Origin of the sequence: Methanoplanus endosymbiosus, assembly GCF_024662215.1 — an archaeon.
GTDB lineage: Archaea > Halobacteriota > Methanomicrobia > Methanomicrobiales > Methanomicrobiaceae > Methanoplanus > Methanoplanus endosymbiosus.
This window is the reverse complement of sequence record NZ_CP096115.1, coordinates 1,277,912-1,302,549: the sequence shown is the minus strand read 5'-3', so window position 1 is coordinate 1,302,549 and position 24,638 is coordinate 1,277,912. Positions and strand designations below refer to the sequence as shown.

Sequence of the window (24,638 nt, the reverse complement as noted above, 5' to 3'; positions counted from 1 at the left end):
GTGGAGTCTGATTTCAATGGCTGATAAAAAAGAACTTGTTGATGAAATTTACAAAGGCAAGAGGCTCAAAGTCGAGAAAGTACTGATTGATCTTCCCGGCGGGGTCAAACTTGAGAGAATCGTTGTAAAACCCGGAGGGGCAGTTGCTATGCTTCCTGTGGATGATGAATTCTGTTATCTCATAAAACAGTACAGGTATGCTGTGGATGATTACATCTATGAAGCCCCGGCCGGCACGATAGAGGAGGGTGAATCTCCGGGAGAGACCGCAAAGAGGGAAATCATTGAGGAGACTGGTTTTTCAGCATCTGAGATGATTCCCAGGGGATATATCTTTACATCTCCGGGCTACACAAATGAGATTATCTACCTTTATGAGGCAAGAGGGCTTTTACCTTCAGATGAGTTTGAGAAGGATGCGGATGAGGATATAACGGTTGTAAAGGTCAGAATCAGTGATCTTCGCGAAATGATTGATGATGAGAAGATAGTTGATGCAAAGACCATATGTCTCGTCTATAAATGTCTGGGAGCATAAAATAATGGCTATGCGGCCTTTTGGAAATAAAATCAATACATATTCCGGAAATAAAATCAATATGAATTATTCTCTTTTTTTATCTTTAGTTTTAATTTCCCTGATATTATTTTCATGCGGATGTACGGATAATACGTCTGAATCGGGATATTCTGTCTCTGATGAGGGCATACTGTCGGTTGATAACTCCGGATATTCTGCCGCTTCAACTGTAATCTATGAGAAAGACGGGATTATTTCTGAAGAGGTGGTTATATCAGTGGAAGGAAGCACGCCTGTTTATTCGGTTCTCACATATCCGGAAGATCCCTGCTGTGCGGTAGTCTTTGCCCCCGGTGCAGGTGTCTCTGCTGTAGATCATAAAGCCAGGGCAGAGAGTTATGCGGAGTCCGGCATTGCTTTTCTGGCAGTTGATATCCGTGGCAATGGTGGTAAAAGCAAGGGTTATCCGCTGGATATATCAAAAGATCTCGGTTATTATCTCAATGGTGAAATTCCTCAGTATTACCGCATTGTCGGTGACCTGACTTATGGTGAAAGTTACCTCTCTGAAAGATTTGGTGTGCCTGTTTATGCTGTCGGATCATCAAACGGTGGACGTTATGCTGCCATTGCTGCCGCTATTGATAGCAATTTCTCCGGATATTTCGGTGTTTCAACATCAGGATTTTCATTCCCAAAAGGTGATTACAGTGCAGCGACACTCAGATTTATCAGAAGCATAAATCCGGATAACTACATCGGAATGATCAGTCCGTCTCCGGTATATATATTCCACTCTCCGGATGACAATATCATTGAATTTGAATATGGGCAGGATTTCTATACTCTTGCAGGGGAACCCAAGGAATTTATTGCATTTAACGGAAATCACGGCTTAAACGGTGAAGTTGATGACAATATTGTAAATATCCTTTCAGAATCAGAGCCGGAATCATTGTCAGATGCTGAACCCATTTCTGGAATCTGATTTTTATCCGGCAAAAACCGGTATATTTTCCGGCTGGGACTTTCTTAACCGGAATTAAATCTTCGTATTTTTCCGGATTTTTGCCTCTGTTTTTAATTATTTTAATCCATATTGTGGCAACCGGAATTATGAATTGTTAATTATTCCTTATTACTAAAGCTTAATGTCATAAAAGTTGAATAATAATAAGGTTTTTCGGCAGGTGAATTATAGCAGATGGCAGAAAAGGTAACTGAGATTGACAGCGCAAGGAAGCGCTACGAATTTAAAAAGACTCTTGAGAAGCTCAATGAGAAAGAGGGAAGCGGAACTGAGCTTATTACTATATACATACCTCCCGACAAGCAGATCTATGATGTCACAAACCAGTTGAAGGACGAGTACGGGCAGTGCTCCAACATTAAAAGCAAACAGACTAAGACTAATGTACAGAGTGCCATCTCTTCAATCCTGTCAAGGCTCAAGCAGTATAACAGGCCGCCGGAGAGCGGTCTGGCAGTTTTCTGCGGTACTGTAAAGCTTGGTGGTGACAGGACTGATCTTGACTGTGTCATCATCGAACCCCCTGAACCTCTGAACCTCTATATGTACAGGTGTTCCTCCAAATTTGAGCTTGAACCTCTTCAGCAGATGCTTGTGGAAAAGGAGGTTTACGGGCTTATTGTAATTGACAGAAGGGAGTCATACATTGGTTTTCTGAGGGGCAACAGGATTGAACCTGTTTCAGGTGTGACCTCTACAGTTCCGGGAAAACAGAGAAAAGGTGGTCAGTCTGCAATGCGTTTTCAGCGTCTGCGTCTCATTGCCATCAATGAATATTATAAGAAAGTCGGAGACCGTGCCACAGATATTTTTATGGCAGAACCTGACTTCTTTGAGAGGTTTAAGGGTGTATTGATCGGCGGGCCGACACCCACGAAGGATGAATTTTATGCCGGCGAATTCATCCATCATGAACTCCAGAAGAGAGTGATCGGCCTCTTTGACTGTTCATATACAAACGAGAGCGGCCTTGCAGAACTTGTGGACAATGCGAGTGAGGCACTCCGCGGTGTTGAGGTGATGAAGGAGAAGGTTGTAATGGAACGCTTCTTTAAGGAACTTGTCAAGGATGACGGCCTTTCATCATATGGTGAGGAGAGCGTCAGAAAGAACCTTGAGATCGGGGCCGTTGATGTCCTTCTTCTCTCTTCAGTTCTGAGAAAATCACGACTTTCAATAAAATGCCAGAGCTGTGACTATGAAAAAGAAGAGACTGTCCAGGTTGAACCCGGTAAAAAGATGTCAGATATTGAATTTGGCAACTGTCCGGAATGTTCTGCACCTCTGTATATGGCAGATGAAACTGATATCATCGATGAGCTTACAGAGTCTGCGGATTCAAGTTCAACGAATGTTATGATTATTTCTGATGACTTTGAGGAAGGTGCAATGCTTTACAATGCTTTTGGCGGTATCGCAGCTATACTCAGGTACAGAACCGGATACTGATTCCGGAATTTTATTCTTTTTACAGGCCGGATATTAATTGTGCAGATTATTTCCGGGATGCAGATGTTTTCGGAAGATGGATTTATACAGAATGAATATACAGAACTGACTGGAAACGTGGCTGATTTCAATTGAATATACCTTAAAAATAAATTTATCCGGGGAATTAAAGATATGTTTTTCGAGACTTACGAAAGGATAGAGTCTGTTCTTAAAGAGGCAACAGGCGAAGAGGATGTACTGCTTACACATGGCGGGGATCATGCAGATCTTGCCTCCACTGTGGCATTTGCACTTGCAAAGAAGAGAAGGGAAAACCCTGCAAAGATTGCAGGAGATATCACTTCCGAAATTTCAGATGTTCTCTCTGATGCAGGTATTGAGGTTAAGACTACCGGCCCTTATATCAATTTTATATTTGGTCCGGGCTACACAGCGAATGTAATCACCAAAGCTGTTGAGGAAGGTTATGGCAGCCTTCCGGCAAAGGCGGGGCGTGTCTGCATTGAGCATACCAGTGCAAATCCGAACGGCCCTCTTCATGTCGGGCATATCAGGAATACTGTCATCGGTGATACCCTCACACGAATCCTGAAAAAAGCAGGTTACAGCCTTGAGGCAGAGTATTACGTCAATGATATGGGCCGCCAGATTGCTATCGTCTCCTGGGGATTTGAAACTCTTGGTATTGAGAGAGACGGGGGCGAGAAGGGTGATCATTATGTGGCAAGGGTATATGTCGCCGCAAACCGTGCCATTGAGGCAGATCCGGAGATAAAAAATGAGATCAACCGCAGGATGGCCTTAATTGAGCAGGGAGATCCTGAGACTGTAAAAAAGTTTAGGGAGGCCGTAATTCTCTGCCTTGACGGCATGAAGGAGACCCTCCTTAAGATGAATGCAAAGCATGACCGTTTCATCTTTGAGTCGGATTTTGTCAAAAACGGACTTATGCTCAATGTTCTCCACAGACTTGAGGCTCTTCCGGAGGCGAAGATTGACGGCTCCCTCTCACTTGACCTGAGTGAATTCGGCTTTGAGAAGGAATATTTCCTGCGCCGCTCTGACGGGACATCTGTATATGCGGCAAGGGACCTGGCATTTCATGAATGGAAAGGGGACAACTTTGAGAGGGTAATTGATGTCCTCGGTGCTGACCATAAGCTCATCGGAACCCAGCTTCAGGCAACGATGAAACTTCTCGGTGATCGTGTGCCCGACATTGTCTTCTTTGAGTTTGTTTCACTTCCGGAAGGTTCTATGAGTACAAGGGCGGGGAAATTCATCTCAGCAGATGAACTCATTGACAAGGTCAGGGAGCAGGCATTTGAGGAAGTAACAGTCAGAAGACCTGAGCTGCCGGAGGATGAGAGGCGGGGGATTGCCCGTTCTGTCGCTGCCGGAGCAATAAGATATGATATAATCCGTGTTTCGCAGGAGAAGAGCACGGTCTTTAACTGGACTGAGGCGCTTGACTTTGAGAAGCAGAGTGCGCCGTATATCCAGTATGCTCATGCGAGGGCGTGCTCAATTCTGTCTAAGGCCGGTGATTTTGATATTATCGCAAAAGCAGAGTCTGAACAGGAGATCTCTCTTGCGAAGCATATTGCACTGTTCCCAAAAATTATTGATGAGATTTCAAGGGAATTAAGACCCCATGTCCTTGCCATATATGCACGTGAGCTTGCTGACCAGTTCAATACATTCTACAGGTTTAACCCTGTTCTGAAGGCCGAAGGAGATCTCCGGAACTCAAGACTCACACTTGTGAAAGCAGCACAGAACACACTTAAAGAGGCTCTGGAGACTCTTGGTATCGATGCAGTCCGAAGCATGTAGATCCCTGATAAAACAGGGATATCAGTTCTTCTCGAAGAAGTCCTCTGCTGCACTTAAGCCGTGCATGTGGAATAAGAGGGCACTCTCAGGCGGTGATATGTGTTATAAACATCAGTTTTACGGCATAGACAGCCACCGCTGTGTTCAGATGACTCCGACTCTGAAGTGCAACCAGAGATGCCTCTTCTGCTGGAGGTCTATGGAATATGAGATTGTCGAGGAGGAGGAGTGCCCGCCGGAAGTTATAGTGAGTGGTATAAAGAAACTTCAGAAGAAGTCTCTTGGCGGATACAATCCTGTTCTTGAATCCAGCACTGCAACTGAGAAGATGTGGGAGGAGGCACTCAACCCCAATATGATTGCAATCTCGCTCTCAGGCGAACCTACCTGCTACTCTCAGCTTCCGGAGCTGATTGATATCCTAAATGCTGGTGACAATACCACATTTCTGGTTTCAAACGGAACAAAGCCGTGGATGATTGAGAAGTGCAGTCCGTACCAGACCTACATCTCACTGGATGCGCCTGAGAGGGAGACCTATCTTAAGATCTGCCGTCCGGATGAGGATTACTGGGATAATATTAATGAGAGCCTCTCACTTCTTGGCGGTAGAAGGTCTGCTGTGAGAACCACGGTTGTTCTGGGTATCAATGACCATACTCCTGAGGGGTATGCGAAGATGTACCAGGATTCCGGTGCGGACTTTATAGAGGTTAAAGGGTATATGCACCTTGGCTTTTCAATGAAGAGGCTGCCGAGGACTGCAATGCCTGAACATTCACAGGTGAGGGCTTTTGCAGAGGAGATTGCGAAGCACTGTGATTACAAAATTAATGATGAAAGCCCTGTATCCAGGGTTGTATGTATGACGAGGGAGTAATATGAGATTTGATTCTGAAGAATTCAGGGCACTGGCAAAGGAGGATTTCGATGCCGCATGGCATAAGGGACCGGAGTTTATTCCAAAAGCTCCTGTATCAAAGAGCTATCCAAGGGGAAAGTTTGCAGGGGCAAAAGCACACCCCGTTGCAGAGACCATCCAGCGTTTAAGGGAGGTTTATCTCTCAATGGGCTTTGATGAGGCAAGAGTCCCGCTGTTTATAGATGAAAAGGATGTCTTTAAGCAGTTCGGCCCGGAGGCCAATGCTGTTTTAGACCGGGTTTTTTATCTCGGCGGTCTTCCCCGGCCCAATGTGGGAATCGGAAGAAAACAGATCGAACGGATTTCTGAGCTTACCGGAGTAACTGTAAACGAAGAGACTGAGGAGAAACTCAGAAAAACACTTCATGCCTACAAGAAGTCTGAGATTGACGGTGATGATCTGACACATGAGATTGCCGCTGTGCTTGGAGCTGATGACGGCGTTGTTGCAGCTATGATGGATGAGGTATTTCCGGAATTTAAGGATCTCTCTCCTGAATCGTCAAGGACAACACTCCGTTCACATATGACTTCCGGATGGTTTATGTCACTTGGGGAGATGTGGGATAAGTCTCCTCTTCCGGTAAAACAGTTCTCGATTGACAGGTGTTTCAGAAGAGAGCAGGAGGAAGGGCCGACAAGGCTTATGACATATCATTCTGCTTCATGTATTATTGCAGGTGAGGATGTTACCATTGAGGATGGCAAGGCTGTCACTGCCGGACTTTTATCTGCGTTTGGCTTTACTGACTTTGAGTTCAGGCCTGATGAGAAGAGATCAAAGTATTATGTGCCTGATACGCAGACTGAGGTCTATGCAAAGCATCCTGTTCACGGATGGGTTGAGGTTGCGACATTTGGTATGTACAGCCCATATGCCCTTTCAGCTTATGGGATTGAAGTTCCGGTTATGAATCTTGGAATGGGTGTTGAGCGCCTTGCTATGATCGAATATCAGTCTGATGATGTCAGGGTCTTAACCTATCCGCAGATGTATCCGCGTGAATATTCCGACTTTGAACTTGCAGGTGCAATCGGGCTTAGGGAAGAGCCGTCAACTCAGGAAGGTATTGAGATTGCATATGCTATTGAAAAGGCTGCTGTCTCAAATGGTGATGCAGAAAGCCCCTGTGAATTTTTAGCATACGAGTCTGATAATTTCTGCGGCATGAGACTGAAGGTCTTTGTTGAAGAGCGTGAGGAGAACTCAAAACTGCTTGGCCCTGCGGCAGGAAATGAGATCTTCATATCCGGTGGGAAGGTTCTCGGTGTTCCTGATACCAAGAGTTTCAGAAAGGTGAGGGACAAGGGTGTTAACTCGCATATATCATATATTTCTGCAATTTCAAACCTTGCAGCTGCAAGAATTGAGGAGTCCTCCCTCACCGGAGAGCCCGGTGATCTTCAGGTGAAGATGGCCAAACTCCCGTCAGATCTCAATATTAAAATAGAACCCTGGGCTATGAGATATATCACAGACAGGGGTCTGAAGTTGGATCTCAGAGGGCCTGTATTCACAGCCGTCAGATGGGAATTTGAGTAATTTCCGGAAATTATACATTTTTATTTTTTATGGGGGTGGCTGGAGATTTGAATTCCGGTAATGATGCGGTTCTTTCCGGTTCAGGGTCGGGGGAGTCTGCTGAACAGAAGTTAACTGACAGTACTCCACCAATATTTCCGTCTGAATACTCCCCTTTTTCTCCGAAAATTATCTCTGTGAGCAGGACTACCGATATTCCTGCATTCTATCCGGAATGGTTTATGAACCGTCTGAAGGCCGGATATTCTGTCAGGATAAACCCTTACAACAGAAGGGCACGCAGGATAATCTACGATGATGTAAGGGCGATTGTATTCTGGTCAAAAAATCCCCGTCCTCTGATTTCATATCTGCCGGGGATTGACAGAATGGGCCTTTGCTATTACTTTCAGTTCACCTTAAATAACTATGACCGGGAGGGTTTTGAGAGAAATGTTCCGCCACTTTCTGAGAGAATTGAGACTTTTAAGATATTATCTGATATTTGCGGCCCGGAAAGAGTGATCTGGCGTTTTGATCCGCTTATTCTCTCCGATAACATCGCTGTTGAGACACTTATCGGGCGGATTGAAGATATCGGTGAGGAGGTACATCTCTATACCGAAAAGCTTGTATTCAGCTTCATCGATCTCTACAAAACAGTTGAGAGAAATCTGGAAAAGTCCGGAATAAAGGCGGCAGGCTCAGTCAGGGAATTTACAGATGATGAGGTTTTGGAATTCTCAGCGGAAGCGGGCAGGATTTGTGGGAGATGGGGTATAAATGCCGTTACATGCGGTGAGAATTATGACCTGAGAAAATTTGGTATAGAAAAGAATCGCTGTGTAGATCCTGAGTTGATTGCACGCCTCTGCTCCGGTGATCCTGATATGAAAAGATATCTTTCCCGTCACGCAAAAAAGGATAAAGGGCAGCGTCCTGCATGTGGCTGCATTGAAAGTGCCGATGTCGGTTCTTACAACACCTGTCCTCATCTCTGTGCATACTGCTATGCCAACCGTTTTCCTGAGAAGGTTAAGATGAATTATAATGCCTGCCGGAGAGATCCCTTTTCAGATTCCTTATGGCGGTAATTTTGTGGCCTGAAAATGTCTGTATTGGAACCGGGTGCAGGTTCACATTGATGAAACATTAATTTATTGTTATGTGTTCTCTGAACTTTGTAACTGTGATTTCTATGCACTTAAATGTTTCTTCCTGCAATATTATGTTTGTGACTGAATGATTATCTGGTGTTTTTATTTTTATTTTCATCTTAGAATTTCATTATATAAACATCTCTGGTTAGAATAGTATTATATATGTCTCAGATGATCTGAAGATTGACCCGAATGGAGGTATAATGAAATGACCATATATGAAAAAATGATAAACGAGGCAATGGGGGCACAGTATGCTGATGTTTCCATCCTCAGGGAGAAGAGGGGGAAAGAATTCAAAGTTGCTGATGGTAAGCCATATGTTGATGCCGTCAATAAGATGACTGTTGCCGAAGGGCAGTCTGAGGCAGTTTTCGGACTGCATAAAATCTCAGTGAATGCTCATTTTGATAATTTAAAGGCGCTTACCGATTATGTCCGGCCTGAGGATGATCCTTTTGTTGAGCATTATCAGACTCCGGCAGTGCTTGAACTGCTGTACGCGGAAGATGATGCTTTTAAGAAGAGTGTGGACAAGTTCATTGAACAGATTGGTAAAGAGGAGGCCATTGTGGGTCTTGAATCTGCACGAAGATACGCCGGATTTTATGGGCCTACCTGTGTCGTTGACTTTGCCATGATTCCGGGCAGCACAAGCAATATTGTAAACCAGATCCTGAGAAAGACTGATATTCCGGGAGATCACAAAAAAGCTATCCTTGCCGCAAAGTCATGGGGTATGAATACATCCTATGGTGCAGGCGATGTATTTGCCCATGAAATAGAAGGAGGATCTACTCTTGCATCTGCGGTTGAGAAGGAGATTGCCGAGTTAAAATACATCTACGAACAGCCTGTAAGTGCACAGGCCGATCTTATGGACTCACTTGGAATGAATTCATTTGATCCCCGGAAGTACATGGAAGGATATAAAAAAGATATCAAACCTGCCGTTATGGCCGCACTTGATGACGAGGTTCATTATGCAAATATTGTCACTATTCCCGCATACTGTGTCGGTGACATTGCCCACCACATCGCCCAGTCCACATACAATATGTGTAAGGATGATATGGTGATGGGAATTATTGAAGCTGTAACAGATGTCATTGACAGCTCTCTCAGGCAGAATATCAGTAAGTTTAAAAGCCCGTATCAGGTGCTGAGTGTCGCAACCGGATCAAGTGCCGCTGCTGCTGAGTATATTCTTGAACTTGACGGGTTTAACGGCCTTTCCGTTGTTGAACTACTGACAAAGAGGTTCCACAACTTTGTTCAGCTATATCCGACAAGGGGCGCTGCTGCTGAGCTTCACAACTGTGACTTTATGGATATGGTGTACCGCGGATGGGGTATTATGGACAGGGCAAGGAAGATTAAGGCAGGAACTCCGGCAGGACTTAAACCCAATGTCAGTGGCCTGAGTATTGATCTATCTCCGGTTGAGAAGCATGATGTAATTCAGAATCCGCAGAGGTACGTCTATCCGGCATGTGCGATTACTGTCAGGTTTGCTGCCATGATGAGCCTTGCTGACTACCCGTGCCTGCTTACATCAGAGCCGATAACAGCAACTATGATGACCAATGTCATTGCTCTTGACAAGGGAACAGCAGCTGCGCCTGTTCGTGCATGTAAGAACTGTGCTTCTGCATCCTGTGTTGACTTCCGCCACCAGTACTGCCAGTACCGTGACGCAGTCTGATATAATTGTGGTGAGATAAATGAAATGCTACATATGCGCTAAAGAGGGTGTTGACTCTGACGCTGTAGCGGTCTGCATAGTCTGTGGAATGGGTCTTTGCATGGAGCATGCAATACGTGAGGATAATGATGTGTGGGAGGGAGGTTATCCCTTCCCTGCATCCCGTATTTCAAAGTCCCTGCCCAGAATATTGTGTCCTGACTGCTACAATGCACTGAAGAAGGGCTGAGGTAAATAATGGTTTCCCTTGTTAAAAGATCAGTTGCAGAACTGATTGGAACTGCACTTCTTGTCTATTTCGGTGCCGGTTCTGCTGTTATTGCACTGTTGCTCACGCAGGGCAGTGTACATGCTTCTGAATATTCCATAGGTATTGGTGATGCCGGTGGCCTTTCGACATGGCTTGCTATAGGACTTGCATTTGGTATTGTGATTGCTGCGGTGATCTACGCATTCGGAAGAGTGTCCGGAGCACACATAAATCCGGCTGTGACCATTGCACTGTGGGCGAAAGGAAAGTTTCCTGCCGGTGATACCGGTGCATATATAGTTGCGCAGCTGATTGGTGCAGTTTTTGGAAGTCTGCTCTTTGCATTCTCTGTCGGAGATCAGGCTGTACTTATTGGTGGTCTCGGAGCAACTGCACCTTTCCCAGGTATATCAATGGGTGAGGCAATACTTGCGGAATTTATCGGAACTTTTGTCCTGATGTCGGTGATTATGGGCGTGGCTGTTGATGAGAAAGCACCCAGCGGCTTTGCAGGTCTTATTATCGGTCTTACTGTTGCCGGAATAATCACAACAATTGGGAATATATCCGGAGCTTCACTCAATCCGGCACGTTCTTTCGGCCCGATGGTGGGCGATCTACTGCTTGGCGGACCGAATGTTACGGGGAGTTTTATTATATATCTGATTGGGCCGATCTTAGGGGCGGTTGTCGCTGTATTCCTCTATGAGTGGATTAATAAGGAGGATTGATGGTGAAGATTGATCTAATGTTATTGCATTGTGATATGCACAAATCTGACATTTGATCTGCTTTGCGTATTGAATTTCTCAATATTTTCTTTTTTTGCATTTCAACGTTTTTTTGAATATATCTGTAATATTCTGCATGATATTTCAGATGCCAGTACTTTATAATGCAGAATACACAATACCTTTAACTGTGAATGTCTCTTCATCTGTTGCGTGCCGGATAGTCACTCATGAGCTGTGGTTCTCAGGCAATACAGGTGATGTCAGGATGTTTTGTAATAGTTTTTGAGATGATAGCTATGTTTTTGGCTAATCTCTGAATTATATTTTCAGATAATATTGGGGTATTGGAAATTGAGGGATAATAGAGATAATAACGCAGACAGTCTGCCTTTAAATAATTTTTTTCCGGAAAATACTGAAGGGAGGATTTCTAAGGCTATATGGGAGAGTGATCTTGGTGTATGGGATACTGATCTGAGTGACTATGCACAGGTTGTAAACCGGCGCTGGGCTGAGATGCTCGGTTATAATCCGGAAGAATTTCCTGATGATCCATCTTACTGGCTGAAAATTGTTCACCCGGACGACTACAATACAGTGATTGATGCTATTAATTCTCATATCTCAGGTGACAGCCCGTATTACGAAGCTGAATTCCGTATGCTATGCCGGGATGGAACGTGGAAATGGATCTTCAGCAGTGGTAAAGTTTCAGAATGTGATGATAGCGGAAAACCTACCCGGATTTCCGGTGTGCACCTTGACATCAATGACCGGGTCTCTGTGAAGAATGCAATAAGGGAATCCAACCGGAAACTGAACCTATTTTCCGGAGTTATCCGTCATGACGTTATGAATCAGCTTACTGCCGCCTTTGGTTATGCTGATCTTCTCCATAGTGAGATTGACGGGGGTTCTGATGCTGCCATATATCTGAAATCAATTGAAAAAGCCTTAGATAATATCCATGAGCAGATAACATTTACAAAATCGATCAGCATGCTGGGTTCTGATGACCCTTCATGGCAGCCTTTCTGCCGGATCATTGAAAAATCAGTGGATGAGACTGGAATTATAAATCTAATTGTGGACAGTTCCGTTGATGATCTTAATATTCTTGGAGATGTTCTCTTTTACAGGATATATTCTGTGCTCTTTGAAAATGCGATTCGTCATTCTAAAAATTCTGATCTCACTGTTTCCATTGATTTCAGGGAAGGGGATGAATATGCAGTGATGACTGTCTCAGATAACGGGTGCGGAGTTCCGGATGACCAGAAAGCTCTGATATTTGAGAAGGGATTTGGTGAGGGTTCCGGACTTGGCCTATTTCTTGTAAAAGAACTCCTTATGATGCACAATATGCAGGTTTGCGAGTGTGGGGTGTACGGTAATGGCTGTATTTTTGAGATATTGATGCCTAAGGGGACATATAAGCTTAGTCGGGCTGTCAGATAATATTAATAATGTATATGTTTTATGGGTGAATCTGATGGATGTCCAGATTATCCTTACTCTTTTTGTTCTTATACTGACGGTCTTTCTCTTTGTAACTGAGATATTAAGGTCTGATGTAAGTGCACTTATTATTCTTACAACTCTTGTCATTCTTGGGCTTGTAACTCCTCAGGAGGCGTTTGAAGGTTTTTCAAGTGAAGCTGTAATTGCTATGGTTGGAGTTATGGTCATCTCGTCAGGGATTCAGAGAACCGGGCTTATGATAAAGGCAAGCCGTTATATTCTGGATGTTGCCGGCCGGAATGAAAAGAGGCTTGTTGGTGTTGTTTCAATATTTGAAGGGTTAATATCCGCTTTTTTGCAGAATGTAGGTTCTGCCGCTTTATTTATTCCTGCACTTATGAGGATCTCCAGGCTGACGGGTATTCCTTCCCGGAGGATTCTGCTGCCGATTGGGTATGCGGCAGTCATCGGCGGTACGGTTACAATGATTGGTTCTGCCACGCTGATACTTGTGAATGATTTTCTTCTCTCAGCCGGATATGAACCCTATGGTCTTTTTGATGTAACTCCTGTGGGTATTGCCCTTGTCATAACGGGTGTTTTCTATTTCTTCTTTTTTGGCAGATATGTTCTTCCTGACTCGGATTCTCTGGAAGGTGACATGGAACAGGAGGGAATTGTTGAATCCTGGAATCTCGTCTCTTCCATATATTATGTGCGTGTTGTAGGGACCAGCCGTCTGAAAGGTGTGACCCGGAAGGAGGCAGAACTGCTGAAAAATTATAATCTGTATCTGATTGCTCTTCTCCAGAATAATGATGTGCTCTATGCCCCCTGGACACATACCAGATTCACAGACGGGCAGATTCTTGCACTGATGGGAGTTAAGGAGGATGTATCCCGGTTCTGCAGCGACTTTGGTGTGACCATTGTTCCGGGAGGGAAACTTGCAGATTCAATGTCTAATGATCTGGTGGGTTTTGCAGAGGCCATAATAAGGCCTAAAAGTCATCTGATTGGAAAGAGTATCTTTGAACTTAATTTCCGGAAAAGTTACGGCCTTGAACCTCTTATTCTTTTCTCCGGGCAGAATGAGGAGAATGCAGAGTTTTCTGACAGGCCGCTCAATGCCGGCGATACAATCGTTGTGCAGGGTCTGTGGGATAATATCAGGAAAATTTCCAGTGATCATGATTTTTATGTCACCACTCATATTGAGGGTGATACGTACCGCAGGACAAAGGAGATGAGTGCACTTGCATGTTTCCTCTCTTCGATATTTCTGACATTTACAGGTCTTTCAATTGCAGTCTCTTTTCTTATCGGTGCAATAGGTATGGTGCTTCTGGGTGTACTCTCATCCCATGAGGCATACCGCTCAGTTGAATGGGAAGTTATTGTTTTAATCGGCGGTATTTTTCCTCTGTCTGTTGCTCTCTCAGAGAGTGGTTTTGCCTCATGGATCTCCGGATTTATAGGCGCACATCTTGCAGGGAATCTGCTGCTGTTTCTTGTCGCAACCGGAATTGTGATGACAGTTTCAACGATTATTCTCTCTAATATCGCATCTACAGTTGTATTTGTGCCGATTTTCATTCAGATGTCCTCGGATCTTGGCATACATCCTGCACCTGTGGCCCTGCTTGCCGGGATCTGTGCATCGAATTCTTTTATTCTTCCGACCCATCAGGTGAATGCGCTTATCAAATCTCCGGGCAACTATAAAAATTCTGATTTCATACGTGCCGGTCTGGGAATGACAGTTCTTTTTCTTGTGGTCTCTGTCAGTCTGATCTATCTCTTTTATTACTGACGCGGTCACTCTTCCGGCTCATAACCGGTTATAATTTATATTGCTGAATCCGGGAAAAAAAGATTTCTTAATGTATTATTCTGATTGTCAGATTATTTTCAGGAGAATACTGATATGTCAATCTCAATATTTTTTATGTCTGCTTCTTCTGCCTCTTTTATAATTTCTGAGTCTTCTGCATCTTTTTCATTTATAAATGCCAGAAATTCCCTGTATGACTTTCTGCATGTTTCACATTCGCAGAAATTCAGGAGCATATCGCCGTTAAAGAGCAGTTTGTATGCAAATATCCTTCCCGGAAGGTCCAGCTTTTCAAGGCCGCATGGTGTTATTGTTTCTATCTCTATCTCCGGTTTATTCTCTTCTTTATTCTCCTGAGAGATGTTCTCTTCCTGGTTATTCCTGTTTGGCTTTAGAAATATTGTTTCCCCTTCCGGATAATATGGTTTGTGGCAGTTCCAGCATGTCTTTGAGACTGGTGTACCTCTCTTGCCGCAGTGCTCGCAGATCTGATATTCGGGTAATTCTTCCATGCAGTTATTTTGTATTCTAATGCTTATTTATTGAACTGTTTTATTCGCTGTGATTTCAGAACTGCTGGTCCAAAGTGGGACTCATGTCTGTATCCGGTTACTGATTTTTATCATTGGGATTATGGTGATGTTGCCTGTGTTATGCTGTCTGCTGCATAATATTTTCTGTTTTGTTATGGGTGCCGGGTTTATGTTCTGTTCACCTGTATGTCCGGTTCATAATGCCTGATACTCTCTCTGAATTTCCGGACCGATATTTTCATTGAGAGATTTTATCATCATTACGAGTGTTATTGGTTCTCCTTCAAGGTTTACAGAGGGAATTATTTTTGCTGTGTATCCATTGGAGGGCATCATCAGTATTGAGATGTTGTCTGAATCTGATTCATTAAATATTTTTTTCCTTGATTCACTGATTTGAATGCCAATTTCGTTTCCTGCAACCAAAGTTGAGATCTTCTCTTCGGTTGTTATTTTGCTGTCCGGAATTATCTCATCAATAATTTTCTTCATTGATTTATTGTAGTAAATGACTTCATCATTAAAGTTAAGAACAAATAACCCTTCAAATATATTTTCAATAACTGTGATTGCCGGAATTCTCTTTGAAATGTTGTATATTTTTGTATGCCCACATGATCTTGCCTCAATATATCCCGCTGCTGCAAGCACCATGGCATACTTTCGTATTGTATTTCTGTTGATCTCCAGAGTGTCTGACAACTGTGAAATTGTAACTCCTCTCGGATCTTCTTTTATTACTTCCATGATACTGATCATTTTGTCTGCGTTTTCAGGTTCTGCAAATCCTGTGATCTCTCTGCGGATAGTATCCGATAAAGGATCATTCTTAATGTTAAACATCTGACTTCCCTCCAAATCGTATATTTTCTCTTAATATCTTCTCTCCCCCTTTTGTCTGCCAGTCTGAAAATCTGGCTGCTGCCGTTATTTTGTATGTATAAAAAATATACCTGTGGTTTTTGCTGACATACTCGTTTCTATATATGATTTGTTGATTTGTTATATATTAATGATGTGCATATGTGCATTTGAGTTATGTTGGTTAGATGATAATATAATTATCTCCCGGTTCCCGGTGTTTCATATTTTCCGGATGAAAGGGGGATATAAATTTTTAATTTGAAAACGTTTTTTGTATCTGTCCGCAGCAATGCCTGCCGGATTTTTTTCTGTCTGCCTATTATTTATAATACAGAATATCTTATTCTAATTAGTTATGTCTGGCATAGATGAGTTAATGAGTGAGCGGAAATTTACAAACCGGGTTTCCGGTGATGGTAAATATTGCCCGCCATCTTCTGGAAATGTGAAAAATCTGAAGGAAATTATTGAAGATTCCGGTCTGATCTTCATAATCGGTGTTTCAGGAGATTCAGGTTCCGGGAAGACAACCTTTACAGATGCAATCAGGGAGATCTTCGGCCCTTCCCTTGTATCAACAATAACACTTGATGATTATCACATCCTTGACAGGGAAGAGAGACGGGAGATGAATATCACACCCCTTCATCCGGATGCAAACAATTTCAGGATCCTTGAAGAGCATCTGTCTGATCTGAAATCCGGAAAAGAGATATTAAAGCCGGTTTACAACCATAAAACCGGAAAATTTGATGAGCCTGTTCTGTTTTCATCATCAAAGATACTTATTATTGAGGGTCTGCATGCTTTTGCAACCCCTGAACTGAGAAGACTGACTGATTTCTCCATATATGTCAATCCTGATACAAATGTAAAATATGGATGGAAGATTGAGCGTGATGTTAATGTCAGGGGCTATGATAAAGAGGATGTTCTCTCAGAACTTGAGGCAAGAAGAAGAGATTATGAGAGTTTTGTTCTCCCACAGTCAGAGTATGCCGATGCTTTAATTGAGATCTCCGATTCATCCTTTAATGATTTATCACTGACAGATAGAGGGGTTTACAGGATTACACTCCATCAGAAGCGCCTTGATAAGACTGTAAAAAATATCTGTCTCAACTTTGATCTCTTTGCTATTAATTCACTGGCAGACCGGGACTTTGGTTTTGATTTCAGGGTGACTGAGAGGGATGGCGAAAAGATTGGTGCGCTTTCACTTGACGGTGAATTCCAGTATGATGTTATCAGATGTCTGGAATTAAATATTGAAGAGCAGACCGGAGTTTCGCCTGTTTCGCTCTTTGAAGGGCGGGATTATGTGACTGCAACTGAAATGATTCAGCTTTTACTGTCCTGGAGAATAATTAACAGAAGAATTCAGATGGAATCCTGATCGTTAAGTTGTCCGGAAAAAAGGAGTTCCCGACTGAAAAACGAATTTTTTTTGAATTGCTGATTTTATTTTACCTGATTTTCCATACCTGTTAACAGGTGAATTATGGGTGTGCTGCACAGCTCACCCATATTGAATCTGCTGTGGTAATTATGCATATATTATGATCCCTTCTCCTCTTCTGTTATCTCCGAAATTTCTCTGATTTGGGGATGGATAATTGTGTTTATTCTCTTTTTTTGTCTCTGTTTTTATTTTTGAATACTGGCATTTCCTCTCGGATGATGAATAATTCTTTGCCCTTTCTGCAAGCAGATAGAATGTCTGGCTCATATCTGCATTTATCTAACACCTGATATAAGTCATTTGGCCGTGCGCAGGGTGAAAGTAAAAAAACCTTAAATTATGACTAAATGACGACATGGATATATTATAAGTCTCAAAAAGACTAAATAGTTTTATGCTACAGCCGGATATTTAATTCATAATGATCTCAGATAAGCAGTGGCTTTCAGATAATCTCTGAAAGAGAAATGCTTTGTTATGAACATTCAGTACGAATAAGATAATTCCGGATAAGAAATGGATGTGATATGAGTGCTTAAAATTGAGAATCTCCATGTGAGTGTTGAAGGTAAGGAAGTCCTGCATGACTTAAACCTTCACATAAAGGAAGGGGAGACGCATGTCCTGATGGGGCCGAACGGCTCCGGGAAAACAACCCTTCTAAGGGCGGTGATGGGCTTTTCGGGATATGATGTCACAGAGGGCAGGATATTTTTTAAAGGTCGTGATGTGACTGAGGTTCCTATGCATGAGAGAGCCAGATATGGTATGGGAATTATGTTTCAGCGTCCTCCGACGATTTCAGGCCTGAAGCTTGGGAAACTTCTTGGTGCTGTTTCCGGTGCAGATCAGAAGGTTATTGGAGATTATGCCAAAAAAATGCATATGAATGACTTTCTTGACCGGGATGTTAATTCCGGATTTTCCGGCGGGGAAATCAAAAGAAGCGAAGTTCTGCAGTTAATGCTTCAGCAGCCCGATTTTGTAATGCTGGATGAGCCTGAAAGCGGGGTGGATCTGGAGAACATCTCTCTTATCGGCAGATCAATTGCAATGCTTGTTGAAAAGGACAGGCACATAATAGACCGGCATAAGTCCGGTCTGATTATAACTCATACCGGATACATTCTGGACTATATTGATGCCGATGCTGGGCATATGCTCTGTGACGGCGAGATAAAGTGTGACGGTAATCCCAGAGAGATTTTAAAGGTAATTCAGGAAAAAGGCTACCAGGAGTGCATAAGATGCCAGAAGATATTATAAATCCGGATATTTCAGCAGAAGACAGAGAGAGAATAAAGCTTTCCGGGATTGAGTTATCCTCTGAACACAGATCAGGCACATTTATTCAGACTGATCAGCATATTCATCATTCCTCTTCAAAGATAGAGGGCATTGAGATGCTCCCTCTTGAAATTGCCCTTAATAAATATGACTGGCTGAAGGATTACTGCTGGAATCTGGTCAAAAAGGATAAAGACCAATATACTGAGTTTGTTTCCGGAAAAGAGGCTGAGGGTGGTGTCAGGGGTTTTGCTGTAATTGCAAAGAAAGGCAGTAAAAACATATTTCCTTTGCAGTCCTGTCTTTTTATGCAGAAATCTGAGGTTCAGACTGTTCATAACATAATTATTGCTGAGGAAGGGGCTGAACTTCATCTGATCACCGGATGTACAAGCAGCCTTGGCCGTCAGAAAGGAACACATTACGGTATAACCGAAATTTATGTGGGTAAAGATGCCCTTGTCAGCAATACAATGATTCACACCTGGGGTGAAAATATTAATGTATTCCCAAGAAGTGCGACAGAGATAAGCGAAGGTGGAACATTTCTGTCCAATTATGTCAGTCTGAAACCTGTTGGGGAGGTGCAGATGTATCCGGTTGCTCATCTTAAAGGTGAAAATTCCGTGGCACGATTTAATTCAGTTGTTCTTGCACCAGAGGGCTCAAAACTGGATCTTGGTCAGAGGGCTGTGTTAGAGGCTAAAGGGGCAAGTGCCGAACTTATCTCAAGGGTTATCACAACCGGAGGTTCTGTTATATCAAGATCTCATATAATCGGTGCAGAAGAGGATACAAAAGGTCATATCGAGTGCAAAGGTCTGATACTTAAAGATGGTATTATACATGCTGTTCCTGAAATTGAAGGCAGGCTTAAGCAGACCGAACTTTCGCATGAGGCAGCTGTCGGAAAGATTGCAAAGGATGAAATTGAGTACCTTATGGCAAGAGGGCTTGATGAGGATGAGGCAACGGCAACGATTGTCCGCGGTTTCCTCGATGTCAGGATCAAAGGACTTCCTGAGCAGCTTCAGAAGCAGATCGATGATGCAATTGATGCGTCAGAGTCTGGATTTTAGGATATAATAACCTGTTTTTTTCCGGAAATATGGACTTTGGTGTGTTATGGCAGTATATGATGTGACCAGAGAGGTTTGCAGTGGCCTTATGGCTTATCCGGGAGATCCAAAGGCTGAATTTTATTCTCAGACTACAGATGACTGCATGGTATCAGAGATTAAAATGTGCTCTCACAGCGGTACTCATATAGATGCTCCCAGACATTATCTGCCTGAAGGGGATTCTGTTGATCTGGTCTCTCCCTTCAGGCTGATCGGCCCTGTTCTGGTGGCAGATTCCGGAGTGAAATCCGGAGAAATTACAGCAGACTGTTTTGCCTCTGAGATTGTGGAGGGGGGCTGTAAGAGGTTGCTGATAAAGACGGAATTTTCATATGAAAATAATTTCCGGGAGGATTATCCATATCTCTCTGAGGGTGCTGCCCGGATAATTGCTGATGCCGGTTTGCTGTCATTTGGCATTGATACGCCCTCAGTTGATCCATATGGCGGAGACGGACAGAATCACAGAATTATACTCTCTGAAAATATTCCTGTAATTGAACTGCTGGACCTATCAGATGTCAGAAGTGGTTCATATTTTATGTATGCACTTCCATTACGTCTCAGAGGACTTGACGGGTCTCCGGCAAGGGTTATTCTCACAGATATGGAGGATGAATTTGTATGAATATTATTGAAGAAGCGGTAAAAAAACTTGAAGAAAATATATTTGGCAGCGGGTGTGATGACGGAGTTGCAGCAGTCAGCATAAAGACAGACGGGAGGATATGCCCTTTTTCAACAGGAAAATGTCTGGGAAGCACATATGGTGGAAAGAGTGTTTATATGACAACTGAATATCCGTTTGAGGTGAAGACAAAGATCTCTTTTATGTATAATTCTGAGCTGAATAATTGCCTTAAGCGGGCAGCCGCCTGTGCACTTGTTAATTCCATGACAAATTTCATGTGCTTTATAAGGCTCTCCTCACCCTGTGATGAGGGTATGGAGTCTGAATGCCTTTGTAAGCTAAAGGAGATTATCGGCGATAAAAAGGTCTTCCTAAACGGAAATATGCCATTTCTGAAGGAAAAACTTATCTCTCAGGTTGTTGCATCTCCTGAAGAATCTGATCTGATCATTATCTCTCCGGATGGCATTATCAGTGATTCCGGCATTGAAATTACAGACCGATTCCGGGATGAAAAAGAGATGCTCTTCACAGGACCGGGCACTGCCGGTATCTGTAATATTTTAAACTTAAATCACTTCTGCCCCTTTGGCAGGAGATGATCTCTTTTAATATCCGGCTGTCTGCTATGACAGCGTTCTAATAAGTTATTTTATTCATTAAACCAAACATAAATTATGCTTTTCGGCTCTTCGGGGATAAGACGACCATTTGGCCCTGAACTTTTAGACATCGGACTGAAAGCCGGTTTTGCTGCCGGTAATGATGTAGATAACATCGTTGTTGGTACAGATACAAGAAAAACCGGCCCTGCATTGTCTGATGCCTTTATAGCAGGGGCACTCTTTTCAGGTGCGGGAGTTGTTTCATGTGGTATTGCACCCACTCCTACAATTGCAAATGCAATCAACTACTGTTGTGCAGGTGCGGGATGCTCAGTTACGGCCTCACACAATCCTGAGAACTATAATGGAATAAAACTGATAAATCCGGACGGTTCTGCATTTACAAAAAAACAGCAGGCCGAAATAGAGGATAAAATCAAATCCTGCAAAAATTCCGGCTGGGAAAACCAGGGGGAGGTGCGGCAGACTGATATCATCCGCCCACATATCGAGAATATTTTAAAAAATGTGGATATTGGGGAGGCCTCAGTTCTTCTTGACTGCGGCGGAGGTGCAGGTTCGGTTATAACACCACTTCTGCTGAAAGAGGCCGGTGTTAGTGTGGGCTGCATAAACTGTACACCGTCCGGTGTTTTTCCAAGACCTTCAGAACCGCTTGAGGAGAATGTTCATTACCTTAAAAATATGGTGAGGGACGGAAAGTTTTCCGGCGGTCTGATTCATGACGGTGATGCAGATCGTTTTATGGCAATAGACGGCAGGGGACGTTATATTAAAGGCGATCATCTCCTCGTCCTCTTTGCAGAGTATGCCGGTGCAAAAAAGGTCGTGACAACTGCTGATGCCTCAATGGCAATTGAAGAGTCCGCAGAAGTCAGAAGAACCCCCGTAGGGGACTCATATGTCTCAGAGGAACTTCTCTCGTGGGGTGATTTCGGCGGAGAACCTTCTGGAAGCTGGATATTCCCAAAAAATTCACTATGTCCGGATGGCATATATGCAGCAGCACTCTTCTGCCGGATTGCCTCAGAGACTGATATTGCAGAGGCGATAGATGAGCTTCCTGATTATCCGATTCTCAGGAGTTCTTATTTCTGTGAAAACGGACGTGATGTCCTGACAGCACTCGGTGCAGAAAATCCGACAGACGGCATAAGGATTGAGGATGAGGACGGATGGTGTCTCATCCGGGCAAGCGGCACTGAGCCTAAGGTCAGGATTACAGCCGAAGGCAGATCAATGGATACTGCTAAGAAGATGAGGGAGAGAGGCCTTGGCCTTTTAAAGTCAGTATCAAAAAAATAATTTTAAGAGAGGGATTTTTAACATGGAATGTGTAATTCTTGCAGCCGGAGAAGGCAAACGGATGAGGCCGCTTACCACCTCAAGGCCAAAGGTAATGCTGCCTCTGGCAAACAGGCCTATGCTTGAGCATCTTATGGACTCTGCCATAAAGGCTGGCATAACTGATTTCATATTTGTGGTCGGTTATCATGAAGAGGCCGTCAGGCAGTACTTCGGTGATGGTTCTGAATTCGGGGCCAGTATAAGATATGCGGTGCAGAGAAGTCAGAGAGGTACGGCAGATGCCTTAAACGCAGTAAAGGGTCTTGTATCAGATGATTTTCTCCTCTTAAATGGTGACATGGTCATAAATTCGGAGGACATATCCGGACTTTCGGGTGCTGTGTCGCCGTGTATGGCTGTCTTTAAAAGTTCACACCCGCAGGACTACGGGATCATAACAACAGAAGGCAACAGGATAACGGGGATATTTGAGAAGACCTCCGAGCCGAAAGGTGATCTCATCAACGCCGGTGCATATCTCCTTGAACCGGGTATATTCAGTATTCTTTCAGATCTTGAACTCTCTGAGAGGGGTGAATTTGAGCTTACCGATGCCCTTATGGGATATGTCAGAACCGGAAATCTGACAATTTATAATCTCTCTGAATGGAGTGATGTCGGAGAACCGTGGAATCTTCTCGATGCAAATGCCTCTATGCTTGAGAATTTAGAGGGTAATATTGAAGGGACAGTTGAGGATTTTGTTGTACTGAAAGGTGCGGTGTCCCTTGGAAAGGGGAGCACTATTAGGTCAGGAACATATATTGAAGGGCCTTGTGTAATCGGTGACAACTGCACAGTCGGGCCGCATGCCTATATACGTGGTGCAACGTCAATAGGTGACAACTGCCATGTCGGGCATTCGTCCGAACTTAAAAACTCGGTAATTCTCCCTGACACGAAAATTCCCCATTTCAATTATATAGGTGACAGTGTGATCGGCTCAAAATGCAACTTCGGTGCAGGTTCTAAGATTGCAAACCTCAGGCATGACAAGCGGGATATCATGGCCGGAGACAGAAATACAAAGAGGAGAAAGTTTGGTGCGGTTGTCGGTGACGGAGTGTTATTTGGAATCAACTCATCCGTAAATCCGGGCACGATTATCGGAAGCGGTGCTGCAATAGCGCCCTGCACCCTTGTTGAAGGAAAGATAGCAGACAATACAAAATACGGACGGTGATAATGATGCAGGCAGTAGTACTGGCAGGGGGAGAAGGGCACAGGTTAAGGCCGCTTACAAGGGGCATTGCCAAGGTGATGATTCCGGTTGCGAACAAACCGATAATCGACTATGTCCTGGATGCCCTTGTAAAAAACGGAATTAATGACATAATTGTTGTTGTGGGGTACAGGCGTGAACAGCTCATCCGCCATCTGAACAATACAGACTATCCTGTAACAGTCGTTACACAGAAAAAGCAGATCGGAACTGCAAATGCTCTTCTCTGTGCAAAAGATCTTATAAATGGCAGATTCCTTCTTCTTCCGGGAGACAATTACATAGATGCTGAATCACTATCACGGATAAAAAACGAGGATAACGCGGTTTTAATCTCCGAACATCCATACCCGTCAAATTTCGGCGTTGTGAAGGTATCTGACGGAAAGATCTCCGGCATACGTGAAAAACCCGGTGAGACGGAGAGTTCTATTGTGAGCACCGGAATTTTCTCTTTTGATACAGATATATTCAGATTTCTGGATCGCTGTGAAATTCCGGAGATAATAGAATACCTGAAGAGAAGTGGCAGATCCTTTAAAGCAGTCACTACAGAATGCTGGAGGGATGCGATATACCCCTGGGATCTCCTGCGTATGAATAAGAGGACACTTGAGATGATCTCACCTCAGTTTTCCGGAAAAATCAGCAGAAATGCAGTTATAAGCGGAAAGGTGAGCATTGGTGAGGGTACAACAATAGCTCCCGGTGCAGTTATTCAGGGGCCTGCAATTATTGGCGAGGGCTGTGAGATTGGGCCTAATTCGTGCATCATGCCCGGAGTTTCGGTTGGCAACCGGACAAAGGTCGGGGCATTTACCTGCATTGAAAATTCAATTGTGATGGAGGACAGTGTTATTGGATCACATTCACTGGTTAAGGACTCTGTGATTGGTTCGGGCTGCATTCTTCTGGATCATATATCAACTGTCAGCACACGGTCGCTTGTTGAGACTGAAAGCGGCCTGATTCGTGGCAGGTTTGGCGCTATTCTCGGTGATGGTGTTGAAGCTGCGCCTTTTACCGTCTTTAAAGGTGCAATTGCAGGTTCGGGCAGTAAAATAGAGATCGGAAGGACTATTGAAGGCATTCTTCCTGAAAATTCGATAGTGAGGTGAT

The 24,638-nt window shown here is 43.7% G+C and carries 24 protein-coding genes; 21 read left to right on the top strand and 3 right to left on the bottom strand.

All coding sequences use genetic code 11. The features are described 5' to 3' along the window. The first annotated feature begins 16 nt into the window (after positions 1 to 16). From L6E24_RS05540 to L6E24_RS05480, 13 genes are all read left to right on the top strand, one after another. Complete coding sequence (locus L6E24_RS05540; RefSeq protein WP_257743712.1) at positions 17 to 538, top strand: NUDIX hydrolase; 522 nt, start codon at positions 17 to 19, stop codon at positions 536 to 538. 61 nt (positions 539 to 599) lie between these two features. Next, positions 600 to 1,508: an alpha/beta hydrolase gene (locus L6E24_RS05535; RefSeq protein WP_257743711.1), complete on the top strand. Its 909-nt coding sequence runs from the start codon at positions 600 to 602 to the stop codon at positions 1,506 to 1,508. Between the two features lie 216 nt (positions 1,509 to 1,724). Next, positions 1,725 to 2,999 (top strand): peptide chain release factor aRF-1, encoded by a 1,275-nt coding sequence (prf1, locus tag L6E24_RS05530; protein WP_257743710.1) that lies wholly within the window; start codon positions 1,725 to 1,727, stop codon positions 2,997 to 2,999. Between the two features lie 174 nt (positions 3,000 to 3,173). Continuing rightward, a complete protein-coding gene (gene argS / locus L6E24_RS05525; protein WP_257743709.1) occupies positions 3,174 to 4,838 on the top strand; it encodes an arginine--tRNA ligase in 1,665 nt (554 codons plus the stop codon). Beyond that, positions 4,819 to 5,718 carry a 4-demethylwyosine synthase TYW1 gene (gene twy1, locus L6E24_RS05520; RefSeq protein ID WP_257743708.1) on the top strand — a complete coding sequence of 300 codons (900 nt, stop codon included), beginning with the start codon at positions 4,819 to 4,821 and terminating at the stop codon, positions 5,716 to 5,718. The genes argS and twy1 overlap by 20 nt, the downstream gene beginning before the upstream one ends. A gap of 1 nt (position 5,719) precedes the next feature. Continuing rightward, positions 5,720 to 7,303: an O-phosphoserine--tRNA ligase gene (gene sepS, locus L6E24_RS05515; RefSeq protein WP_257743707.1), complete on the top strand. Its 1,584-nt coding sequence runs from the start codon at positions 5,720 to 5,722 to the stop codon at positions 7,301 to 7,303. A 47-nt stretch (positions 7,304 to 7,350) separates the two neighbouring features. After that, entirely contained in the window at positions 7,351 to 8,376 is a 1,026-nt protein-coding gene (locus L6E24_RS05510; protein WP_257743706.1) for a DUF1848 domain-containing protein, read from the top strand. A gap of 274 nt (positions 8,377 to 8,650) precedes the next feature. Then, positions 8,651 to 10,147 (top strand): DUF2193 domain-containing protein, encoded by a 1,497-nt coding sequence (locus L6E24_RS05505; protein ID WP_257743705.1) that lies wholly within the window; start codon positions 8,651 to 8,653, stop codon positions 10,145 to 10,147. 19 nt (positions 10,148 to 10,166) lie between these two features. Next, a complete protein-coding gene (locus L6E24_RS05500; RefSeq protein WP_257743704.1) occupies positions 10,167 to 10,376 on the top strand; it encodes a DUF2180 family protein in 210 nt (69 codons plus the stop codon). 8 nt (positions 10,377 to 10,384) lie between these two features. Next, positions 10,385 to 11,128: an MIP/aquaporin family protein gene (locus tag L6E24_RS05495; protein WP_257743703.1), complete on the top strand. Its 744-nt coding sequence runs from the start codon at positions 10,385 to 10,387 to the stop codon at positions 11,126 to 11,128. A 148-nt stretch (positions 11,129 to 11,276) separates the two neighbouring features. Beyond that, positions 11,277 to 11,417, top strand: a complete 141-nt coding sequence (locus L6E24_RS05490) for a hypothetical protein (protein WP_257743702.1) — start codon at positions 11,277 to 11,279, stop codon at positions 11,415 to 11,417. Positions 11,418 to 11,482: 65 nt separating this feature from the next. After that, a complete protein-coding gene (locus L6E24_RS05485; RefSeq protein WP_257743701.1) occupies positions 11,483 to 12,589 on the top strand; it encodes a sensor histidine kinase in 1,107 nt (368 codons plus the stop codon). A 34-nt stretch (positions 12,590 to 12,623) separates the two neighbouring features. Beyond that, positions 12,624 to 14,405: an SLC13 family permease gene (locus L6E24_RS05480; RefSeq protein WP_257743700.1), complete on the top strand. Its 1,782-nt coding sequence runs from the start codon at positions 12,624 to 12,626 to the stop codon at positions 14,403 to 14,405. Between the two features lie 98 nt (positions 14,406 to 14,503). On the opposite strand, the gene L6E24_RS05475 is transcribed toward L6E24_RS05480, so the two are convergent. Together L6E24_RS05475 and L6E24_RS05470 are read right to left on the bottom strand one after the other, a co-directional pair. Further along, positions 14,504 to 14,938, bottom strand: coding sequence for a hypothetical protein (locus L6E24_RS05475; protein ID WP_257743699.1), 435 nt, complete (start codon positions 14,936 to 14,938; stop codon positions 14,504 to 14,506). Between the two features lie 216 nt (positions 14,939 to 15,154). Next, complete coding sequence (locus L6E24_RS05470) at positions 15,155 to 15,802, bottom strand: winged helix-turn-helix domain-containing protein (RefSeq protein WP_257743698.1); 648 nt, start codon at positions 15,800 to 15,802, stop codon at positions 15,155 to 15,157. A 397-nt stretch (positions 15,803 to 16,199) separates the two neighbouring features. Between L6E24_RS05470 and L6E24_RS05465 the strand changes: the two genes are divergently transcribed. After that, complete coding sequence (locus L6E24_RS05465) at positions 16,200 to 17,219, top strand: phosphoribulokinase (RefSeq protein ID WP_257743697.1); 1,020 nt, start codon at positions 16,200 to 16,202, stop codon at positions 17,217 to 17,219. A gap of 150 nt (positions 17,220 to 17,369) precedes the next feature. Here the strand turns inward: L6E24_RS05465 and L6E24_RS05460 are convergent, their stop codons facing one another. Continuing rightward, a complete protein-coding gene (locus tag L6E24_RS05460) occupies positions 17,370 to 17,552 on the bottom strand; it encodes a hypothetical protein (protein WP_257743696.1) in 183 nt (60 codons plus the stop codon). A 264-nt stretch (positions 17,553 to 17,816) separates the two neighbouring features. Here L6E24_RS05460 and L6E24_RS05455 point away from each other — a divergent pair, with 264 nt between their 5' ends. The 7 genes from L6E24_RS05455 (at position 17,817) to glmU (L6E24_RS05425) (ending at position 24,637) form a co-directional block, all read left to right on the top strand. Further along, the gene (locus tag L6E24_RS05455) at positions 17,817 to 18,551 is read left to right on the top strand and encodes an ABC transporter ATP-binding protein (protein WP_257743695.1); all 735 of its coding nucleotides are present in this window, start codon (positions 17,817 to 17,819) and stop codon (positions 18,549 to 18,551) included. Next, a complete protein-coding gene (locus L6E24_RS05450; RefSeq protein WP_257743694.1) occupies positions 18,533 to 19,651 on the top strand; it encodes a SufD family Fe-S cluster assembly protein in 1,119 nt (372 codons plus the stop codon). Before L6E24_RS05455 ends, L6E24_RS05450 begins: the two co-directional genes overlap by 19 nt. 46 nt (positions 19,652 to 19,697) lie before the next feature. Further along, positions 19,698 to 20,321 (top strand): cyclase family protein, encoded by a 624-nt coding sequence (locus L6E24_RS05445; protein ID WP_257743693.1) that lies wholly within the window; start codon positions 19,698 to 19,700, stop codon positions 20,319 to 20,321. Beyond that, complete coding sequence (locus L6E24_RS05440) at positions 20,318 to 20,926, top strand: hypothetical protein (RefSeq protein WP_257743692.1); 609 nt, start codon at positions 20,318 to 20,320, stop codon at positions 20,924 to 20,926. Before L6E24_RS05445 ends, L6E24_RS05440 begins: the two co-directional genes overlap by 4 nt. A gap of 75 nt (positions 20,927 to 21,001) precedes the next feature. Beyond that, positions 21,002 to 22,255: a phosphopentomutase/phosphoglucosamine mutase gene (locus L6E24_RS05435; RefSeq protein ID WP_257743691.1), complete on the top strand. Its 1,254-nt coding sequence runs from the start codon at positions 21,002 to 21,004 to the stop codon at positions 22,253 to 22,255. A gap of 22 nt (positions 22,256 to 22,277) precedes the next feature. Then, positions 22,278 to 23,480 carry a bifunctional sugar-1-phosphate nucleotidylyltransferase/acetyltransferase gene (gene glmU, locus L6E24_RS05430; RefSeq protein WP_257743690.1) on the top strand — a complete coding sequence of 401 codons (1,203 nt, stop codon included), beginning with the start codon at positions 22,278 to 22,280 and terminating at the stop codon, positions 23,478 to 23,480. 2 nt (positions 23,481 to 23,482) lie between these two features. Next, positions 23,483 to 24,637, top strand: a complete 1,155-nt coding sequence (gene glmU, locus L6E24_RS05425; protein WP_308219149.1) for a bifunctional sugar-1-phosphate nucleotidylyltransferase/acetyltransferase — start codon at positions 23,483 to 23,485, stop codon at positions 24,635 to 24,637. Position 24,638: the final 1 nt, after the last annotated feature.